Origin of the sequence: Geodermatophilus aquaeductus, assembly GCF_900182545.1 — a bacterium.
GTDB classification, from domain to species: domain Bacteria; phylum Actinomycetota; class Actinomycetes; order Mycobacteriales; family Geodermatophilaceae; genus Geodermatophilus; species Geodermatophilus aquaeductus.
In genome coordinates, this window is the sequence record NZ_FXTJ01000001.1 from 166,783 (window position 1) to 182,253 (window position 15,471).

The window sequence follows — 15,471 nt, forward strand, 5'->3', positions numbered from 1 at the left end:
GGTCTCACATGCTGTGGCACGGGGGCCGGGCCTGCCGTCGCGGGGGTCAGGCGCCTGCCCGTGTCGATTGGCACTCTACCCACGAGAGTGCCAGCCGCTCAACCGGGTCGCCGGTTCGGTGGACGGCCGGCTGCGGGAGGCTGGCCGCGTGCCCGACGACGCCCTCCCCCTCCTGCGCACACCGGAGGGGGCGGCGGCCACCGCGCGCGCCGCGGCACTGCTCGCCGGGGGCGCCGACGTCCTGACCGGCGTCGCCCGGCTGCGCGCCGAGGTCGGCCCGGAGCTGGCCGGCCCGGCCTGGGAGCTGGCCCGGCTGCGGGAGCGCGCCCGGCCGGTGTTCGGCGTCGACGCCGACCGGCTGTTCCTCACCGCGGACACCCTCGAGCAGGCCGGCCGCCCCGAGCTCGCCGCCCGCCGCGCCGCCCGGCTGCTCGCCGACGGCACCGACTCCGCCGCCGACCTCGGCTGCGCCGCCGGCACCGACACCGTCGCCCTGGCCCGGGCCGGCGCGCGGGTGCTCGCCGTCGACCGCGACCCGGTCGCGCGGGAGCTGACCGCCGCCAACGCCGCCGCGCTCGGGGTGGACGACGACGTGTGGGTGGTCGCCGGCGACGTCGTCGAGCTGGTGGCGGCCGCCCGCGGTGGCGAGGTGGCCGGCTGCGGCGCCGCCGTCCTCGACCCCGCCCGCCGCGCCGGCGGGAAGCGGCAGCTCGACCCCGACCGCTGGTCACCGCCGTGGTCGACGGTGGCCACGCTGCTCGACCGCGTCCCACGTGCGGTGGTCAAGGTGGCACCGGGCCTGGACCACGAGCGGGTCCCGGACGGCGTCGAGGCCGAGTGGGTGTCGGTGCGGGGGTCGATCGTCGAGGCGCTGCTGTGGGGGCGCGGGGTGTCGGAGACGTGGCGGCGGGCGACCGTCGTCCGCGACGGCACGGCCCACGAGCTGACCGCCGGCGCCGACCCGGGCCCGGCCGACGCCGGACCGGTGCGCGGGTGGCTGCACGAGCCCGACCCCACCGTCATCCGCTCCGGGCTGGTGTCCCTGGTGGCGGCGGAGCTCGGCGCGACGCTGGTCGACCCCACGATCGCCTACCTGACCTCCGGCGAGCGGGCCGCGAGCCCGTGGGTGACCTCCCACCGGGTCGACGAGGTGCTGCCCTTCGGCCGCAAGCGGCTGAAGGCGGCGCTGCGCGCCCGCGGCGTCGGCCGGGTGGTGGTCAAGAAGCGCGGCTCGGCGATCGAGCCGGAGACGCTCGCCCGGCAGCTGCGCGGCCCGGGCGCGGGGACGGCGACCGTCGTCGTCACCCGCGTGGCCGGCGCGCCGACCGCCCTGCTCTGCGACGTCATCAACCCGGGTTGACGAGCCGCGCGTCATCAACCTAGGTTGATGACGTGGCGGGCGGAGCGGTCGACGTCCCGGGTCCCGAGGACCCGGAGGCGGCGCTGGCCGCCGTCGTCGCCCTGCGCCGGCTCGCGAGCCGGCTCGAGGTGGAGGCGGTGGTCGAGGCGGTCGGCAGGGGCTGGACGTGGGCCCAGGTCGGCGAGGCGCTCGGCATCAGCGCGCAGGCCGCCCACAAGAGGTTCGCCACCGAGGTCCGCGCACGGCGCGGGCACTGACCAGGGAGGACTGGACATGGGGATCGTCACCGCGCTGCGGGACCTGCGCACCGTCAGGACGCTGCTCACCGGCGCCGAGGCCGAGGCCCGTCGCGGCGGGGAGCCGACGCCGGGGCCCGAGCACCTGCTGCTCGCGGCCGCCGCGCTTCCCGACGGGACGGCGGCCGCGGCGCTCGCCCGGGTCGGGGTCGACCGGGACGGCCTGCACGGGGCAGTCGAGGCCGTGCACGCCGCGGCGCTCGCCTCGGTCGGGGTCGGTGCCGAGGCCGGGGAGACGGGGCTGCGCGGACCGGCCACCGGCCCGATGCGCTCGACACCGCAGGCCCAGCAGGTCTTCCGCGCGGCGGTCGCGGCGGCGAAGGCGGCCCGGTCCCCGCTGCGCGGCGCGCACGTCGTCGCCGCGGTGTGCGACCTCGAGCGCGGCACCGCGGTCCGCGCGCTGGAGACCCTCGGCGTCGACCGCGACCGGCTGCGCGACGCCGCCCGCGAGGTCAGCTAGGCGGCAGAGATGGCCATCCCTGCCGCCCTCAGCGGCTGACGACGTCGATCGGCAGGGAGCTGTCGGCGCCGAGGTCGGGAGCCGACGGCGCGACACCGGCGGCGACCAGCCGCGAGCCGAGCGCGGCGACCATCGCGCCGTTGTCGGTGCACAGCCGCGGGGAGGGCACCCGCAGAACGATCCCGGCCGCGGCGCAGCGCTCCTCGGCCAGCGCCCGCAGCCGCGAGTTGGCCGCCACTCCCCCGCCGAGCACGAGGTGGTCCACGCCGTGCTCGCGGCAGGCACGCACCGCCTTGGCGGTCAGCACGTCGGCGACCGCCTCCTGGAAGGACGCCGCGACGTCGGCCACCGGCACCGGCTCCCCCGCCTTCCGCCGGGCCTCGACCCAGCGCGCGACGGCGGTCTTCAGCCCGGAGAAGCTGAAGTCGTAGGGCGCGTCGCGGGGGCCGGTGAGCCCGCGGGGGAAGTCGATGGCCGACGGGTCGCCCTCGCGGGCGGCGCGGTCGATCGGCGGGCCGCCGGGGAAGGGCAGACCGAGCACCCGGGCGACCTTGTCGAAGGCCTCGCCGGCCGCGTCGTCGATGGTGCGGCCGAGGGAGGTCACCTCCTGCGCCAGGTCGGGCACCAGCAGCAGCGAGCTGTGCCCGCCGGAGACCAGCAGCGCCAGCGACGGCTCGGCCAGCGGCCCGTGCTGCAGCTCGTCGACGGCGACGTGCGCGGCCAGGTGGTTGACCCCGTACAGCGGCTTGTCCAGCGCCAGCGCGTACGCCTTGGCGGCGGCCAGCCCGACCAACAGCGCGCCGGTGAGCCCCGGGCCGGCGGTCACGGCGACGGCGTCGACGTCGGAGGCGGACACCCCGGCGTCGGCCAGCGCGCGGTGCACGGTCGGGACCATCGCCTCCAGGTGCGCGCGCGAGGCGATCTCGGGCACCACGCCGCCGAAGCGCTCGTGCTCGGCCATCGACGTCGCCAGCGCGTCGGCGAGCAGCGTGTGCCCGCGGACGATCCCGACGCCGGTCTCGTCGCACGAGGTCTCGAACCCGATGACCAGCGGCTCGCTCACGGCTTCTCCCGCTTCATGACGACGGCGTCGGTGTTGCTCGGCTGGTAGTAGCCGCGCCGCCGGCCGATCTCGGCGAACCCGCGCCGCCGGTACAGCCCCTGCGCCAGCTCGTTGTCGGCCCGCACCTCGAGCAGGACCACGGGGCTGCGCCGGTCGGCCTCGGTCAGGAGCGCGTCGAGCAGCCGCGCACCGATGCCCTCGCCCTGCCGGGCGGTGGCGACGCCGATGGTGGCCACGTGCGCCTCGTCGTCGTAGGCGATGAGCCCGGCGTACCCGACGACCGTGCCCTCGTCGTCGGCGACCAGGTAGTGGCGGGTGTCGGTGCGGGCGAGCTCGTCGCGGTACATCGCGCGGGTCCAGGTGTCGGGCGCGAAGAGCTCCTCCTCCAGCGCCAGGACGGCGTCGAGGTCGGCCAGCCGCATCGGCCGCAGCCGGGGCGTCACGACGTCGTCACCGGCTTGAAGGACGTGGGCGGCACGGCGTCGGGGCGGCGCAGGTACAGCGGCACCAGCGGACCGGCGGACGCGGGGTCGTCGAGCAGGGCCGCCGCGGCGCGCAGCAGCCCGGCGGTGGTCACCTCGGCGGGCTCGACCGGCGCCCCGAGCCGCTCGGCGAAGCGGAGGTCGCCGACCAGCGGGCCGGTGAGCCGGGCGTCCTCGGGCCGGACGACGCCGGGGCCGTCCACCCGGGCGCCGCCGTCGTCGTAGGCGGCCCAGTAGACCTCCTTGCGGCGGGCGTCGGTGACGACGGTGCGCGCGCCCGAGCCGACCGCGTCGAGCGAACAGACGCCGACGGCGGGGACGCCGCGCGCGTCGGCCAACGCCGCGGCGGTGACCACGCCGACCCGCAGGCCGGTGAACGGCCCGGGGCCCAGGCCGGCCACGACGGCGTCGACGTCGGCCAGGGCCAGGCCGGCCTCCGCGAGCGCCTCCCGCACGGCGGGGACCAGCAGTTCGGCGTGCCGGTTGCCCGAGGGCACCGCCCGCTCGGCGAGGACCTCGACCTCCCCGCCCGACCGGCGGGCGATCCCGGCGACCAGCGTGGGGGTCGCGGTGTCGAGGGCGAGGACGAGCACGGGACGCCAGGTTAGTCCGGTGCCGCGCGGTCCTCCGCCGCGCCCGGCCCGACCAGCCGCTGCACGACGTCGGCGTAGGACGGGTGCGCCAGACGCAGGCCGCGCACCTCCGCGGCCGCGAACCAGCGCAGCTCGTCGTGCTCGTGCGGCTGCAGGTTCCGCGGTTCGCCGTCCCAGGCGCGCACGGCGTACAGGACGAGGTGGACGTCGCCGTCGCGGACCGCGAGCACCGGATCGGCCTCCCGCGGCGTCACGCCCACCTCCTCGCGCAGCTCCCGGGCCAGCGCGGCCGGCCCGTCCTCCCCCGGCTCGACGTGCCCGCCCGGGAAGTCCCACACGTCGGGATACCAGCGGCGCGACGGCGACCGGTGGCCGAGCAGGACCCGGTCGCCCCGGACCAGCACGCCCGCGACGACGTCGTGCGCGCTCACGCGTCCCGCTCGTACACGACCTCGGGGCCGTCGACCTCGTCGACCTGCTCCCCAACGACCCGGAAGCCGAACGGCCGCGCCACCGCCTGCGAGGCCGTGTTGTGCGGCGCGATCGACAGGCGCACCACCCGCACGTCCGGCTCCCGGTGCGACCGGTCGAGCAGCGCGGCGAGAGCGGCGCGGGCGTAGCCGCGGCGCCGGTGCTCCGGCAGCACGGCGTAGCCGATCTCGACCATCCCGCGGTCGGGCGGGCCGTGGAAGCCGGCGCGGCCGACCACCAGGCCGCTGTCGAGGTCCCGGACGGCGCCGGTGACCCAGGCGGCGACCGCCGGGTCGGCGGCCACCTGGGCGGCCCGCATCCCCCAGACCGCCGCCCAGCCGGGGTCGGCGAAGCCGGGCGGCAGCGGCACCGGCGCGACGGCGGACGCGGCGGCGAGGTCGCCGTCGGCGAGCGCTGCGAACACCGGCCCGGAGAGGTGCACGACCGCCACGCGCACCACGGCTCAGCCGTCGAGCCGGGCCGTCCAGCCCGGCCCGTGCGGCAGGAGCACGGCGGTGCGGACGTCGTCGTCGCGGCGGTCGAGCCGCACCTCCAGGTGCTCGTCGGCCAGCCGCTCGACCAGCCCGGCACCCCACTCGACCACGGTCACCGACTCCTCGGTCGAGGCGTCGAGGTCGAGGTCGTCGACGTCGGCGACGCTGCCGAGCCGGTAGGCGTCGACGTGCACGAGCGGCAGCCGCCCGCCGCGGTGCACGCGGGCGATGACGAACGTCGGCGAGGTGACCGGCTCGCCCACGCCGAGGGCCGCGCCGAGGCCCTGGGTCAGCGCCGTCTTGCCGGCACCCAGCGGGCCGGTGAGGACGACGAGGTCCCCCGGCGCGACGACGCCGGCCAGCGCGGCACCCAGCGCCCGGGTGTCGTCCACCGTGGGCAGCACGTGCTCGCGCCTCACGACGCCAGGCTCCGCGCCACCGACGTCAGGTCCTCCAGCAGCCCGGCGCGCGGCGCCCCCGACGGGCCGAAGCGGATGGCCGCCGACGGGTGGTAGGTGGCCCAGACCGCCCGGCCGCCGACGTCGTGCGGCCGCCCGCGCGCCTCGGCGAGCTTCGTGCGCGGCCCGAGGAACCACTTGGCCGACGACAGCCCGAGCGCGACGACGACGGGCGGGTCGAGCAGCTCGAGCTGGCGGCGCAGCCAGCCGCTGCAGCGGGCCACCTCCGGCGTCTTCGGCGTGCGGTTGCCCGGCGGCCGGCACTTCACGATGTTGAGCACGGCGGCGTCGGCGCGGTCGAGGCCGGCCTCGGCGAGCAGCAGGTCCAGCAACTGCCCCGACTTGCCGACGAAGGGCCGGCCGGTGTCGTCCTCGGTCGCGCCGGGCGCCTCCCCGACCAGCGCGAACCGCGCCCGGCCGTGCCGCGGAGGATCGCCGACGACGACGTGCTGCCGGGTGGCGGCCAGCTCGGGACAGGCCACGCACGGGGTGGCGGCCGCGGCGAGCGCGGGCCAGTCGGTGGCCGCGGCGGCGGTGCGGGCCACCTCCTCCGCTGCGGCGTCGAACCGGGGCGGACGGGGAGCGGCCACGCGCCGACCCTACGGCGGCCGGTTCGCAGGCGGCCTGCGGGCTTCCCTCGGCCGCGCCCGCCTGTCACCGTTGACTAGGGACCCCGCCACCGGGAGGAGCCGCCATGACGCAGCCGGACGTGTACGACGTCGCCTGCCTGGCGGGCGGCCCGCACCGGGTGGTGGACACCGCGCTGGTGGCGCTGCTGGTCACCGGCCGGGTCCGCGCGGTCGCCCCCGGGGAGCTGCAGGTGGTCGAGCCACGCCGCCGCCACCCGGTCGAGGCCGCGGTCCTCGACGCCGTCGGCGCCCGGGGCCGGCGCTCGGTGGAGACGGTGCACTGGCGGGCCGAGGCCGACGCGCGGATCGCCGGGATCGTCCGGCGGCTGCGCGCCGAGCGCCTGCTGGGCCGCTTCCTCGGCCCCACCTCGGCGGGGCGCCGGGTGCTCGAGCGCGCCCGGGCCGCCGACGTCGGGCCCGTCCTGCACGCCGCGCTGCTGGGTCCGGCGCGGCTCACCGACCCGGCGCTGCGCGCGGCGGTCCTGGCGCCGCCGCGCCGGCCGGTGCTCCCCGACAGCGGCGTCTCGCCGTGGGTGCTGTCCTTCGCCGACGGCGCCGAGGTCGCCCAGCGGACGCGCGACTCGCTGCTGGGCCGGTCGGTCGACGCCCGGCCCTGAGCCTCAGTCGCGCACGCGCGCGGTCGCGGCGGCGACCCGCCGCAGCAGGCCCGCCAGCGCGCGGGTGACCTCCTCGGGCCGCTCCAGCGTCACCAGGTGCCCGGCGTGCGGGACGACGACGTACTCGACGGTCGGCCCCTCGCCGCCGAGCAGCTCCACGAGGGTGTCGCTGTGCTCCTCGGGGATCATCTTGTCCTCGTCGCCGGTGAGCACCAGCGTGGGGACGCGCCGCAGCGGCTGCAGGGCGCCGGTCTGGTCGAGGCCGGCGAGCGCCGGGTAGAACTCCGCGATCACGTCGACCGGGGTGCCGCCGATCATGGAGTCCACGTAGCGGCCCAGCCGCGGGTCGACGTCGGTGGAGGCGAACGACAGGGACCAGGTGGCCGCGGAGACGACGTCGGCAGCGAGCCGGCGGGTGCGCTCGGCGAACACCGGCCGGCGGCGCATGGTGAACGCGGCGATCGGCAGGACCGCGGCGCGCACGCGGGTGAGGAACTCGGGCATGCCGAAGCTGAGGTCGGCCAGGTTGCCGCTCGACGTCGACACCAGCGCGGCGCCGACGACCTTGGTGCCGAACAGCTCCGGGGCGACGTCGGCCAGGCCCATGACCGTCATGCCGCCCATCGAGTGCCCGACGAGGACGACCGGCCCCTCGGGGACCCGCGCCTCGAGCACGGCGGCGAGGTCGCGGGCGAGCTGCTCGATCGTCGAGTGCTCGGCCGGCCCGCGGGTGGAGGAGCCGTGGCCGCGGTGGTCGTAGAACACCAGCCGGGCCGCGGGCCGGTGCCCGTTGGCGGTGGCCAGCTCCGCGCCCAGCGAGCGCCGCTGGTAGGTCCACGACGCCATCGACAGCGTGTAGCCGTGCACGAAGACGACGGTCAGCGGCGCGTCGAGCGGGCCGACCTCCTCGACCGCCAGCAGGACGCCGTCGTCGGCCTGCACCAGGGCGGTTCGGTCGGCCCGGCGGGAGGCGGCACCGAGCGGGTCGTCCTCGCGCAGCTCGGCGTCGGTGGCGCCCTCGGGCAGCGCGCCGGTCGGACTGAGCCGCTCAGCCCGCACCCGCCGGGTGGCGATCCGCGCCACGGCCACGCCGACGGCGGTGGTGGCCGCCGCCAGGCCGACGACGGCGCCGGCGATCCCGACCGCCGGGTGTCGCTCGAGCGCGCCCTCCAGCGCCGCGGCCACGCCCGGGCGCGCCGGTCCCGGTCCCCTGCCCCGTGCCATCAGACCGCCCCCGCGGACCCGACGTGGCGGCGCGTGAAGCGCCCGCCGACCCGGGTCACCAGCTCGTAGTGGATGGTGTCGACCGCGTCGGCCCACTGCTGCGCGGTCGGCTCGCCCCGGCTACCCGGGCCCCAGAGGACCACCTCGTCGCCCGGCGCCACGGCCGCGTCGCCGACGTCGAGGACGAACTGGTCCATGCACACGCGCCCGGCGATGGTCCGCTGCGCGCCGCCGGCCAGCACCGGTGCGCGGTTGCCCGCCGCCCGGGGCACGCCGTCGGCGTACCCGACCGGCACCAGCGCGAGCGTGGTGTCGGTGGCGGTCGTGTAGGTGTGGCCGTAGGAGACGCCGGCGCCGGCGGGCACCCGCTTGGTCAGCGCCACCCGCGCGCGCACGGTCATCGCCGGCGTCAGCCCGTGCACGCCGGGGTCGCCGCCGAGCGGGTCGAGGCCGTAGAGGGCGATGCCGGGGCGGACCATGTCGTACCAGGTGTCGGGCAGCGCCACGGTGGCCGCGGAGTTGGCCAGGTGCCGGCGGCCGCGCAGCCCGGCGCCGCGGGCGAGCCCCACCGCCTCGTCGAAGACCCGCACCTGCGCGCCGATCGTCGGGTGGGTGGGGGCGTCGGCGTAGGCCATGTGGCTCCACAGCCCGACCACCTCGACCTCGCCGTCGGCCTGCGCGCGGGCGGCCGCGGCGACCAGGCCCGGCCAGTCGGCGGCAGTGGCGCCCTCGCGGGAGAGGCCCGTGTCGGCGAACAGGTGCAGCCGCGCGGTCCGGCCGGTGGAGCGGGCGGCGGCGACGACCTCGGCCAGGCCCCACTCCGCGTTGACCGACACCTCGACGTCGGCCGCCAGCGCGGGGGCGAAGTCGGTACCCGGCGTGTGCAGCCAGGCCAGCAGTGGCGCCGTCACCCCGGCAGCGCGCAGCGCGAGCGCCTCCTCGAGGACGGCGACCCCGAGGGCGTCGGCGCCGCCGGCGAGGACGGCGCGGGCGGCGGGCACCAGCCCGTGTCCGTAGCCGTCGGCCTTGACCACCGCCATGAGCGGCCGGCCGACCCGCTCGCGGAGCACGGCGGTGTTCGCCGCGATGGCGTCGAGGTCGACGACCACCTCGGCCCGGGGTTCTCTCACGCCCCCGAGTCTCCCAGGCGGGCGCCACGGACCCGGCCCACCGTCTCGGAGAGCCGCCGCACCAGGTCCCCGGCGACCAGCGGCCCCCGCTCGGAGGCGACCTGGCCGGCGCGGCCGTGCAGGTGCGCCGCCGCCGCGGCGGTCTCCGCGGGCGGCGTGCCGGTGGCGAGCAGGGCGCCCAGGATCCCGGACAGGACGTCGCCGGTGCCGGCGCTGGCCAGCTCCGTGGTGCCGGTCGCGTTGACGAACGCCGTCCCGTCAGGACCGGCGACGACGGTGGCGTTGCCCTTGAGCAGCACGACGGCGCCCAGGTCGGCGGCCAGCCGCCGGGCGCTGCCGATGCGGTCGGCGCCCACCTCGACGCCGAAGCGCTCGAACTCGCGGTCGTGCGGGGTGAGGACGGTGGGTGCGCTGCGCCGCCGCACGAGCTCCGGCTCCCGGGCGGCCAGGGTCAGCGCGTCGGCGTCGACCACCACGGGGAGGTCGGTGGCCAGCACCTCGGCCAGCACGCTGCGGGCGTCGTCGTCGGTACCCATCCCGGGGCCGACCACCCAGGCCTGCACGCGGCCGGCGTCGCCGGGGCGGGCGTCGGTGACGATGGCCTCGGGCCAGGAGGCGCGCACGCCGTCGGCGGCGGTCCCGGCGTAGCGGACCAGCCCCGGCCGGGTGCGCAGCGCGGCCCCGGTGCACAGCACGGCGGCGCCCGGGTAGGTCGCCGAGCCCGCGACGATGCCGACGACCCCGCGGGAGTACTTGTCGTCGCCCTCGCCGGGCGGCTCGAGGTGCGCGGCGACGTCGTCGTCGGTCAGCTGGAACGCCCGAGGGCGCGCCAGGTGCGGGCCCAGGCCGATGTCGACCAGGTGCACGGTGCCGGCGTGCGCGCGCCCCTCCCCCACGACCAGCCCGGGCTTCACCGCGCCGAAGGTGACGGTGTGGACGGCGGGGAACGCGGCGCCCTCGACCGCGCCGGTGTCGGCGTCGACCCCGCTCGGGACGTCGACGGCGACCCCGATTCCGGGGCCGGAGGCCGCGCGCCCGGCCAGCCGCGCCGCCTCGGGGCGCAGCCCGCCGCGGCCGCCGATGCCGAGGATGCCGTCGAGGACGAGGTCGGCGCGGTCGAGGCCGTCAGGGTCCCCGGGGCCGGCCACCCGCCCGCCGGCGCGGCGCAGCGCGGCGAGCCCGGCGGCGTGGGCGCGGCCGGGGTCGAGCAGGACGGCGGTCACCCGGGCGCCGCGGCCGGCGAGGTGCGCGCCGGCGAACAGCGCGTCGCCGCCGTTGTTGCCGGCACCGACGAGCGCGGTGACCCGCGCGCCGTGCGCCCGGCCGAGCAGCCGCAGGCAGACCGTGGCCAGGCCGGTGGCCGCGCGCTGCATGAGCGCGCCCTCCGGCGTGCGGGCCAGGAGCACGTCCTCGGCGGCGCGGACCTCCGCGACCGTGGACAGCCCGATCACCGGTTGCTCCTGCCCTCGGCGGTGCCGCCCTCCGCGACCACCACCGCCGAGGCGATGCCGCCGTCGTGGCTGAGCGAGAGGTGCCAGCTCGTAATGCCGAGGTCCGCGGCCCGCCGCGCCACGCTCCCGCGCACCGCGAGGTGCGGGCGGCCGTGCTCGCCGACGGTCACCTCGCAGTCGTGCCAGCGCAGCGCGCCGGGTGCGCCGAGCGCCTTGGCGACGGCCTCCTTGGCGGCGAACCGCGCGGCCAGCGACTCCGCGGTGCGGGCGCCGCCGGACGGCGTCGTCTGCTCCTCGGCGGTGAACAGCCGGTCGCGCAGTCCCGGGGTGCGCTCGAGCGACTCGGCGAACCGGGCCACGGGGACGACGTCGATCCCGACCCCCACGATCACCCGGCCAGTCTGCCGTGCGGCCGCGCAGCCCGCCGTCCTGGCTCACCACCGCGCGTCCTGGCTCACTGCCGACGGGAAGCCCGGACGCAGCACGATCAGGTCACCTGATCGTGCTGCCGGCTACTCGACGGTGACGCTCTTGGCCAGGTTGCGCGGCTGGTCGACGTCGAACCCGCGGGTGTCGGCGATCTCGCAGGCGAGGATCTGCAGCGGCACCGTGGTGACGACGGGGGCGAGCAGGGTCGGCGTCCGCGGCACCCGGATCAGGTGGTCGGCGTAGGGGACGACGTCCTCGTCGCCCTCCTCGGCGATGACGATCGTGCGCGCCCCGCGGGCCCGGATCTCCTGGATGTTGGACACGACCTTGCCGTGCAGCAGGCTGCGCCCGCGCGGCGACGGCGCGATGACGACGACCGGCGTGCCCTGGTCGATGACCGCGATCGGGCCGTGCTTGAGCTCGCCGGCGGCGAAGCCCTCGGCGTGGATGTAGGCGAGCTCCTTGAGCTTGAGGGCGCCCTCGAGCGCCACCGGGAAGCCCACGTGGCGGCCGAGGAACAGGATCGTGTCGGAGTCGGCCAGCGACCGGCCGAGCTCGCGCACCGGCTCCATCTGGGTGAGCACCTGCCCGACGGCCTCGGGCAGCTTCTGCAGCTCGTGGACGATCGCGGCGACCTCGTCGGTGTACTTGATGCCGCGGACCTGGGCGAGGAACAGCCCGACGAGGTAGCAGGCGACGATCTGCGCCAGGAAGCTCTTGGTCGAGGCGACGGCGATCTCCGGGCCGGCGTGCGTGTAGAGCACGGCGTCGGACTCGCGCGGGATCGTGGACCCGTTGACGTTGCAGATGGCCAGCGTGCGGGCCTTCTGGTCGCGGGCGTGCCGTAGCGCCATGAGCGTGTCCATCGTCTCGCCGGACTGGCTGATGACGACGACCAGCGTGGAACGGTCGAGGACCGGGTCGCGGTAGCGGAATTCGCTGGCCACCTCGACCTCGACCGGGATGCGGGTCCAGTGCTCGATGGCGTACTTGGCGATCAGCCCGGCGTGGAACGAGGTGCCGCAGGAGACGACGAAGATCTTGTCGATGTCGCGCAGCTCCTGGTCCGACAGCCGCACCTCGTCGAGGAGGAGTTCGCCGTCGTCGCCGAGGCGGCCGAGCAGGGTGTCGGCCACCGCCTGCGGCTGCTCGGCGATCTCCTTGAGCATGAACCAGTCGTGGCCGCCCTTCTCGGCGGCGGCGGCGTCCCAGTCGACGGTGTAGGCGACCGGCTCGGCCGGGGCGCCGTCGAAGTCGGTGACGGTCAGGCCGCGGGTGCGGTCGATCTCCACGACCTGGTCCTGGCCGAGCTCGCGCGCCTCGCGGGTGTGGGCGATGAACGCCGCGACGTCGGAGCCGAGGAAGTACTCGCCGTCGCCGACGCCGACCACCAGCGGGCTGTTGCGGCGGGAGGCGACGAGCGTGTCGGGCTGGTCGGCGTGCGCCGCGACGAGGGTGAAGGCCCCCTCCAGCCGGCGGCTGACCGCGCGCATCGCGTCGGCGAAGCGGCCGGGGCCCTCCGGCTGCTCGGCGTAGGCGGCCGCCAGCAGGTGGGCGACGACCTCCGTGTCGGTCTCCGACGCCATCTCGATGCCGGAGGCCTCGCACTCGGCCCGCAGCGCGGCGAAGTTCTCGATGATGCCGTTGTGGATGACGGCGACCCGGCCGTCGGCGGACAGGTGCGGGTGGGCGTTGCGGTCGGTCGGGCCGCCGTGGGTGGCCCACCGGGTGTGGCCGATGCCCAGCGTCGCCTCGGGCAGCGGGGAGTCGGCGAGGGCCTTCTCCAGGTTGGCCAGCTTGCCCGCCTTCTTGGCCGAGGTCAGCTCACCCGAGTCGGCGCCGCCCACCCGGACGGCGACACCCGCGGAGTCGTATCCGCGGTACTCGAGTCGGCGCAGGCCCTCCAGGACGACGTCCAGGGCGTTCTGGGGACCGACGTAACCCACGATGCCGCACATGTGGACCGAGGATACCGGCGGAGGCGGACCGATCCGTCCTCTCGACGTGTGTCGCGACCGACGGGCACCACCCGCCCCAGGAGACGCTCAGGACCAGGGCGTGACGGGCCGCGGACGGGGCACGCCGTCGACCACGACGTCGACGCGCTCGTCGAAGAAGCACAGCAGGTCGCGCAGCTGCGCGGCGTCGGGCAGCGGGTCCGGGTAGCCCCACACGGCGTCGCGGACCAGCCCGTCGGGCGTCTGGACCGACCAGTAGCTCGCCTCGCCCTTGTAGGCGCACTCGGTACGCGTGCCGCTGGGCACCAGGGGTGCGGTGACGTCCTCGGCGGGCAGGTACCAGCGGACGGGCAGCAGCGTCTCGAACACCAGCAGCGGCCGTGCGGACGCCGCGAGCAGCCGCCCGCCCGAGGACACCTCGACGTGCCGCGACGCGGCCCGGACGTCGATCCGGTGGAACGGGTCGCGCGGGTGGCCGTGGAGTCGCTCGTCCTCCTCGTACCAGGCGTCGGGGCCGGCGAAGTCCAGGACGACGTGGCCGGCCAGCGCCGGGTCGGCCGGGCAGAAGCCCTCGACGACGCGGTCGCTGCCGGGCACCCGCACGCCGACCGGATCACCGGGAGTGCTGTGCGCGGCGAAGGGGACCCGCGGGTCGAGCACGCGCAGCGCCGTCACGTCCGGGATGGCGAAGCCGGTGCCGTCGGGCGCGTCGGGAGCCGCCGGCACCGGAGGCGCGGTGACCCCCGCGGCGAGGTCCTCGACCGGCACGGCGTACGCCGGCACCACGCGGCGGGGCTCCCAGACCAGCAGCGCCCGCTCGCTCTGCGCGAGGACCGCGCCGTCGGCCTCGGCGCGCACCCGCTTGGCCGTCGGCTCGTACCGCAGCTGGTCGAGCGCCCCGCCCACCAGGTCCCGCATCCGCACGGTCACGGCGTCCTCCCACCTCGACGGTGGGGCACAGCCTGGACCGGGGCACCGCCCCGGTCCAGGGCCGCAGGGCTCAGTCGACGGCGGCGACGACCGCGGCCAGGCGCTGGGCGATGCCGTCGGCGAGCTCCTGCGTGGGCGCCTCGACCATCACCCGCACCAGCTGCTCGGTGCCCGACGGGCGCAGCAGCACCCGGCCCTCGTCGCCGAGTTCGGCCTCGGCGGCGTTGACCGCACCGGCGACCGCGTCGCTCTCCACGACCCGGATCCGGTCGCGGACCGGCACGTTGACCAGCGTCTGGGGCAGCCGCTGCACCACCGAGGCCAGCTCGGCCAGCGAGGCGCCGGTGGCGGCCATCCGGGACAGCAGCGACAGCCCGGTGAGCGTCCCGTCGCCGGTGGTGGCGTGGTCGAGGAAGACCAGGTGGCCGCTCTGCTCCCCGCCGAGGGACAGCCCGCCGGCGCGCAGCGCCTCGAGCACGTAGCGGTCACCGACGGCGGTGGTCTGCACGGCGATGCCGGCGTCGCGCATCGTGTGGTGGAAGCCCAGGTTGCTCATCACCGTGGCGACGACGGTGTCCTGCCGCAGCTCGCCGCGCTGCTTGAGGCCGAGCGCGCACACGGCGAGGATCGCGTCGCCGTCGACGACCTCGCCGTCGGCGGTGACCGCCAGGCAGCGGTCGGCGTCGCCGTCGTGGGCGATGCCGAGGTCGGCGCCGGTCTCCCGGACGGCCTGCTTCAGCGGGCCCAGGTGGGTGGAGCCGATGCCGTCGTTGATGTTCCAGCCGTCGGGCTCGCCGCCGATGACGGTGACCTCGGCCCCGGCCCGGCGGTAGACGTCGGGGGCGACGGTGGCGGCGGCGCCGTGCGCGCAGTCGACGACGAGGCGCAGCCCGGGCACCGGCGCCGACAGCGTGGCGAGCAGGTGCGCGGCGTAGTCGGCGGCGCCGTCGGTCAGGTCGCGGACCCGGCCGATCTCGCCGCCGGTGGGCCGGACGCCGTCGGTGCTGCGGCGGGAGGTGGCGACGGTGGACTCGATCGCCGCCTCGACCGCGTCGGGCAGCTTGTGGCCGCCGCGGCTGAACAGCTTGATGCCGTTGTCGGGCATCGGGTTGTGGCTGGCCGAGATCATGACGCCGAGGTCGGCGCCGGTCCCGGCGGTGAGGAACGCGACGGCCGGGGTGGGCAGGACACCCACGCGCAGGACCTCGGCCCCCGCGCTCGCCAGGCCCGCCACGACGGCGGCCTCGAGCATCTCCCCGCTGGCGCGGGGGTCACGGCCGACGACCGCGACGGGACGCGAGGTCCCGTCGCGGTCGGCGAGCACGGTAGCGGCGGCACGGGCCACCGACAGGGCCAGCTCCGGCGTGAGGTCGGCATTGGCCCGACCCCGGACGCCGTCGGTCCCGAAGAGGCGACCCACGGCGGT

The 15,471-nt window shown here is 77.3% G+C and carries 17 protein-coding genes and 1 pseudogene; 4 read left to right on the plus strand and 14 right to left on the minus strand.

Features of this window, described 5'->3' with window-relative positions:
* The first annotated feature begins 148 nt into the window (after positions 1 to 148).
* From FN207_RS00740 to FN207_RS00750, 3 genes are read left to right on the plus strand one after another with little or no spacing between them, the layout of a single operon-like run.
* A complete protein-coding gene (locus FN207_RS00740) occupies positions 149 to 1,360 on the plus strand; it encodes a THUMP-like domain-containing protein (protein ID WP_142456501.1) in 1,212 nt (403 codons plus the stop codon).
* A 32-nt stretch (positions 1,361 to 1,392) separates the two neighbouring features.
* Positions 1,393 to 1,617 (plus strand): helix-turn-helix domain-containing protein, encoded by a 225-nt coding sequence (locus FN207_RS00745; protein ID WP_142456502.1) that lies wholly within the window; start codon positions 1,393 to 1,395, stop codon positions 1,615 to 1,617.
* 16 nt (positions 1,618 to 1,633) lie between these two features.
* Positions 1,634 to 2,116 (plus strand): Clp protease N-terminal domain-containing protein, encoded by a 483-nt coding sequence (locus FN207_RS00750; protein ID WP_142456503.1) that lies wholly within the window; start codon positions 1,634 to 1,636, stop codon positions 2,114 to 2,116.
* A gap of 28 nt (positions 2,117 to 2,144) precedes the next feature.
* Here the strand turns inward: FN207_RS00750 and tsaD are convergent, their stop codons facing one another.
* From tsaD to FN207_RS00785, 7 genes are read right to left on the minus strand one after another with little or no spacing between them, the layout of a single operon-like run.
* A complete protein-coding gene (gene tsaD, locus FN207_RS00755) occupies positions 2,145 to 3,179 on the minus strand; it encodes a tRNA (adenosine(37)-N6)-threonylcarbamoyltransferase complex transferase subunit TsaD (RefSeq protein ID WP_142456504.1) in 1,035 nt (344 codons plus the stop codon).
* Positions 3,176 to 3,622, minus strand: a complete 447-nt coding sequence (rimI, locus tag FN207_RS00760) for a ribosomal protein S18-alanine N-acetyltransferase (RefSeq protein ID WP_246065654.1) — start codon at positions 3,620 to 3,622, stop codon at positions 3,176 to 3,178. The genes tsaD and rimI overlap by 4 nt, the downstream gene beginning before the upstream one ends.
* Entirely contained in the window at positions 3,619 to 4,254 is a 636-nt protein-coding gene (tsaB, locus tag FN207_RS00765) for a tRNA (adenosine(37)-N6)-threonylcarbamoyltransferase complex dimerization subunit type 1 TsaB (RefSeq protein WP_142456505.1), read from the minus strand. Before tsaB ends, rimI begins: the two co-directional genes overlap by 4 nt.
* 11 nt (positions 4,255 to 4,265) lie before the next feature.
* On the minus strand, positions 4,266 to 4,685 hold the full coding sequence (locus tag FN207_RS00770; RefSeq protein WP_142456506.1) for an NUDIX domain-containing protein: 420 nt from the start codon (positions 4,683 to 4,685) through the stop codon (positions 4,266 to 4,268).
* Positions 4,682 to 5,176: a GNAT family N-acetyltransferase gene (locus tag FN207_RS00775; RefSeq protein WP_142456507.1), complete on the minus strand. Its 495-nt coding sequence runs from the start codon at positions 5,174 to 5,176 to the stop codon at positions 4,682 to 4,684. Before FN207_RS00775 ends, FN207_RS00770 begins: the two co-directional genes overlap by 4 nt.
* A 12-nt stretch (positions 5,177 to 5,188) precedes the next feature.
* Complete coding sequence (tsaE, locus tag FN207_RS00780) at positions 5,189 to 5,638, minus strand: tRNA (adenosine(37)-N6)-threonylcarbamoyltransferase complex ATPase subunit type 1 TsaE (RefSeq protein WP_142456508.1); 450 nt, start codon at positions 5,636 to 5,638, stop codon at positions 5,189 to 5,191.
* Positions 5,635 to 6,267 carry a uracil-DNA glycosylase gene (locus tag FN207_RS00785; protein WP_142456509.1) on the minus strand — a complete coding sequence of 211 codons (633 nt, stop codon included), beginning with the start codon at positions 6,265 to 6,267 and terminating at the stop codon, positions 5,635 to 5,637. The genes tsaE and FN207_RS00785 overlap by 4 nt, the downstream gene beginning before the upstream one ends.
* Positions 6,268 to 6,368: 101 nt before the next feature.
* Here FN207_RS00785 and FN207_RS00790 point away from each other — a divergent pair.
* Positions 6,369 to 6,923: pseudogene (locus tag FN207_RS00790) on the plus strand (TIGR04222 domain-containing membrane protein); the annotation flags it as partial.
* 3 nt (positions 6,924 to 6,926) lie between these two features.
* On the opposite strand, the gene FN207_RS00795 reads toward FN207_RS00790, so the two are convergent.
* From FN207_RS00795 to glmM, 7 genes are all read right to left on the minus strand, one after another.
* On the minus strand, positions 6,927 to 8,108 hold the full coding sequence (locus tag FN207_RS00795; protein WP_246065656.1) for an alpha/beta fold hydrolase: 1,182 nt from the start codon (positions 8,106 to 8,108) through the stop codon (positions 6,927 to 6,929).
* Between the two features lie 38 nt (positions 8,109 to 8,146).
* Positions 8,147 to 9,277 (minus strand): alanine racemase, encoded by a 1,131-nt coding sequence (gene alr, locus FN207_RS00800; RefSeq protein WP_142456512.1) that lies wholly within the window; start codon positions 9,275 to 9,277, stop codon positions 8,147 to 8,149.
* Positions 9,274 to 10,728 carry an NAD(P)H-hydrate dehydratase gene (locus FN207_RS00805; RefSeq protein ID WP_142456513.1) on the minus strand — a complete coding sequence of 485 codons (1,455 nt, stop codon included), beginning with the start codon at positions 10,726 to 10,728 and terminating at the stop codon, positions 9,274 to 9,276. The genes alr and FN207_RS00805 overlap by 4 nt, the downstream gene beginning before the upstream one ends.
* Entirely contained in the window at positions 10,725 to 11,120 is a 396-nt protein-coding gene (locus tag FN207_RS00810) for a holo-ACP synthase (protein ID WP_142456514.1), read from the minus strand. The genes FN207_RS00805 and FN207_RS00810 overlap by 4 nt, the downstream gene beginning before the upstream one ends.
* 120 nt (positions 11,121 to 11,240) lie before the next feature.
* Positions 11,241 to 13,115 (minus strand): glutamine--fructose-6-phosphate transaminase (isomerizing), encoded by a 1,875-nt coding sequence (glmS, locus tag FN207_RS00815; protein WP_142456515.1) that lies wholly within the window; start codon positions 13,113 to 13,115, stop codon positions 11,241 to 11,243.
* Between the two features lie 87 nt (positions 13,116 to 13,202).
* Positions 13,203 to 14,045, minus strand: a complete 843-nt coding sequence (locus FN207_RS00820; RefSeq protein WP_142456516.1) for a DUF427 domain-containing protein — start codon at positions 14,043 to 14,045, stop codon at positions 13,203 to 13,205.
* A gap of 70 nt (positions 14,046 to 14,115) precedes the next feature.
* Entirely contained in the window at positions 14,116 to 15,465 is a 1,350-nt protein-coding gene (gene glmM, locus FN207_RS00825; RefSeq protein WP_142456517.1) for a phosphoglucosamine mutase, read from the minus strand.
* Positions 15,466 to 15,471: the final 6 nt, after the last annotated feature.

Bases quoted from the DNA above. Each gene is read 5' to 3' on its own strand.
- FN207_RS00750 (WP_142456503.1), top strand. From the start codon at position 1,634: ATGGGGATCGTCACCGCGCTGCGGGACCTGCGCACCGTCAGGACGCTG.
- glmS (WP_142456515.1), bottom strand. From the start codon at position 13,115: ATGTGCGGCATCGTGGGTTACGTCGGTCCCCAGAACGCCCTGGACGTC.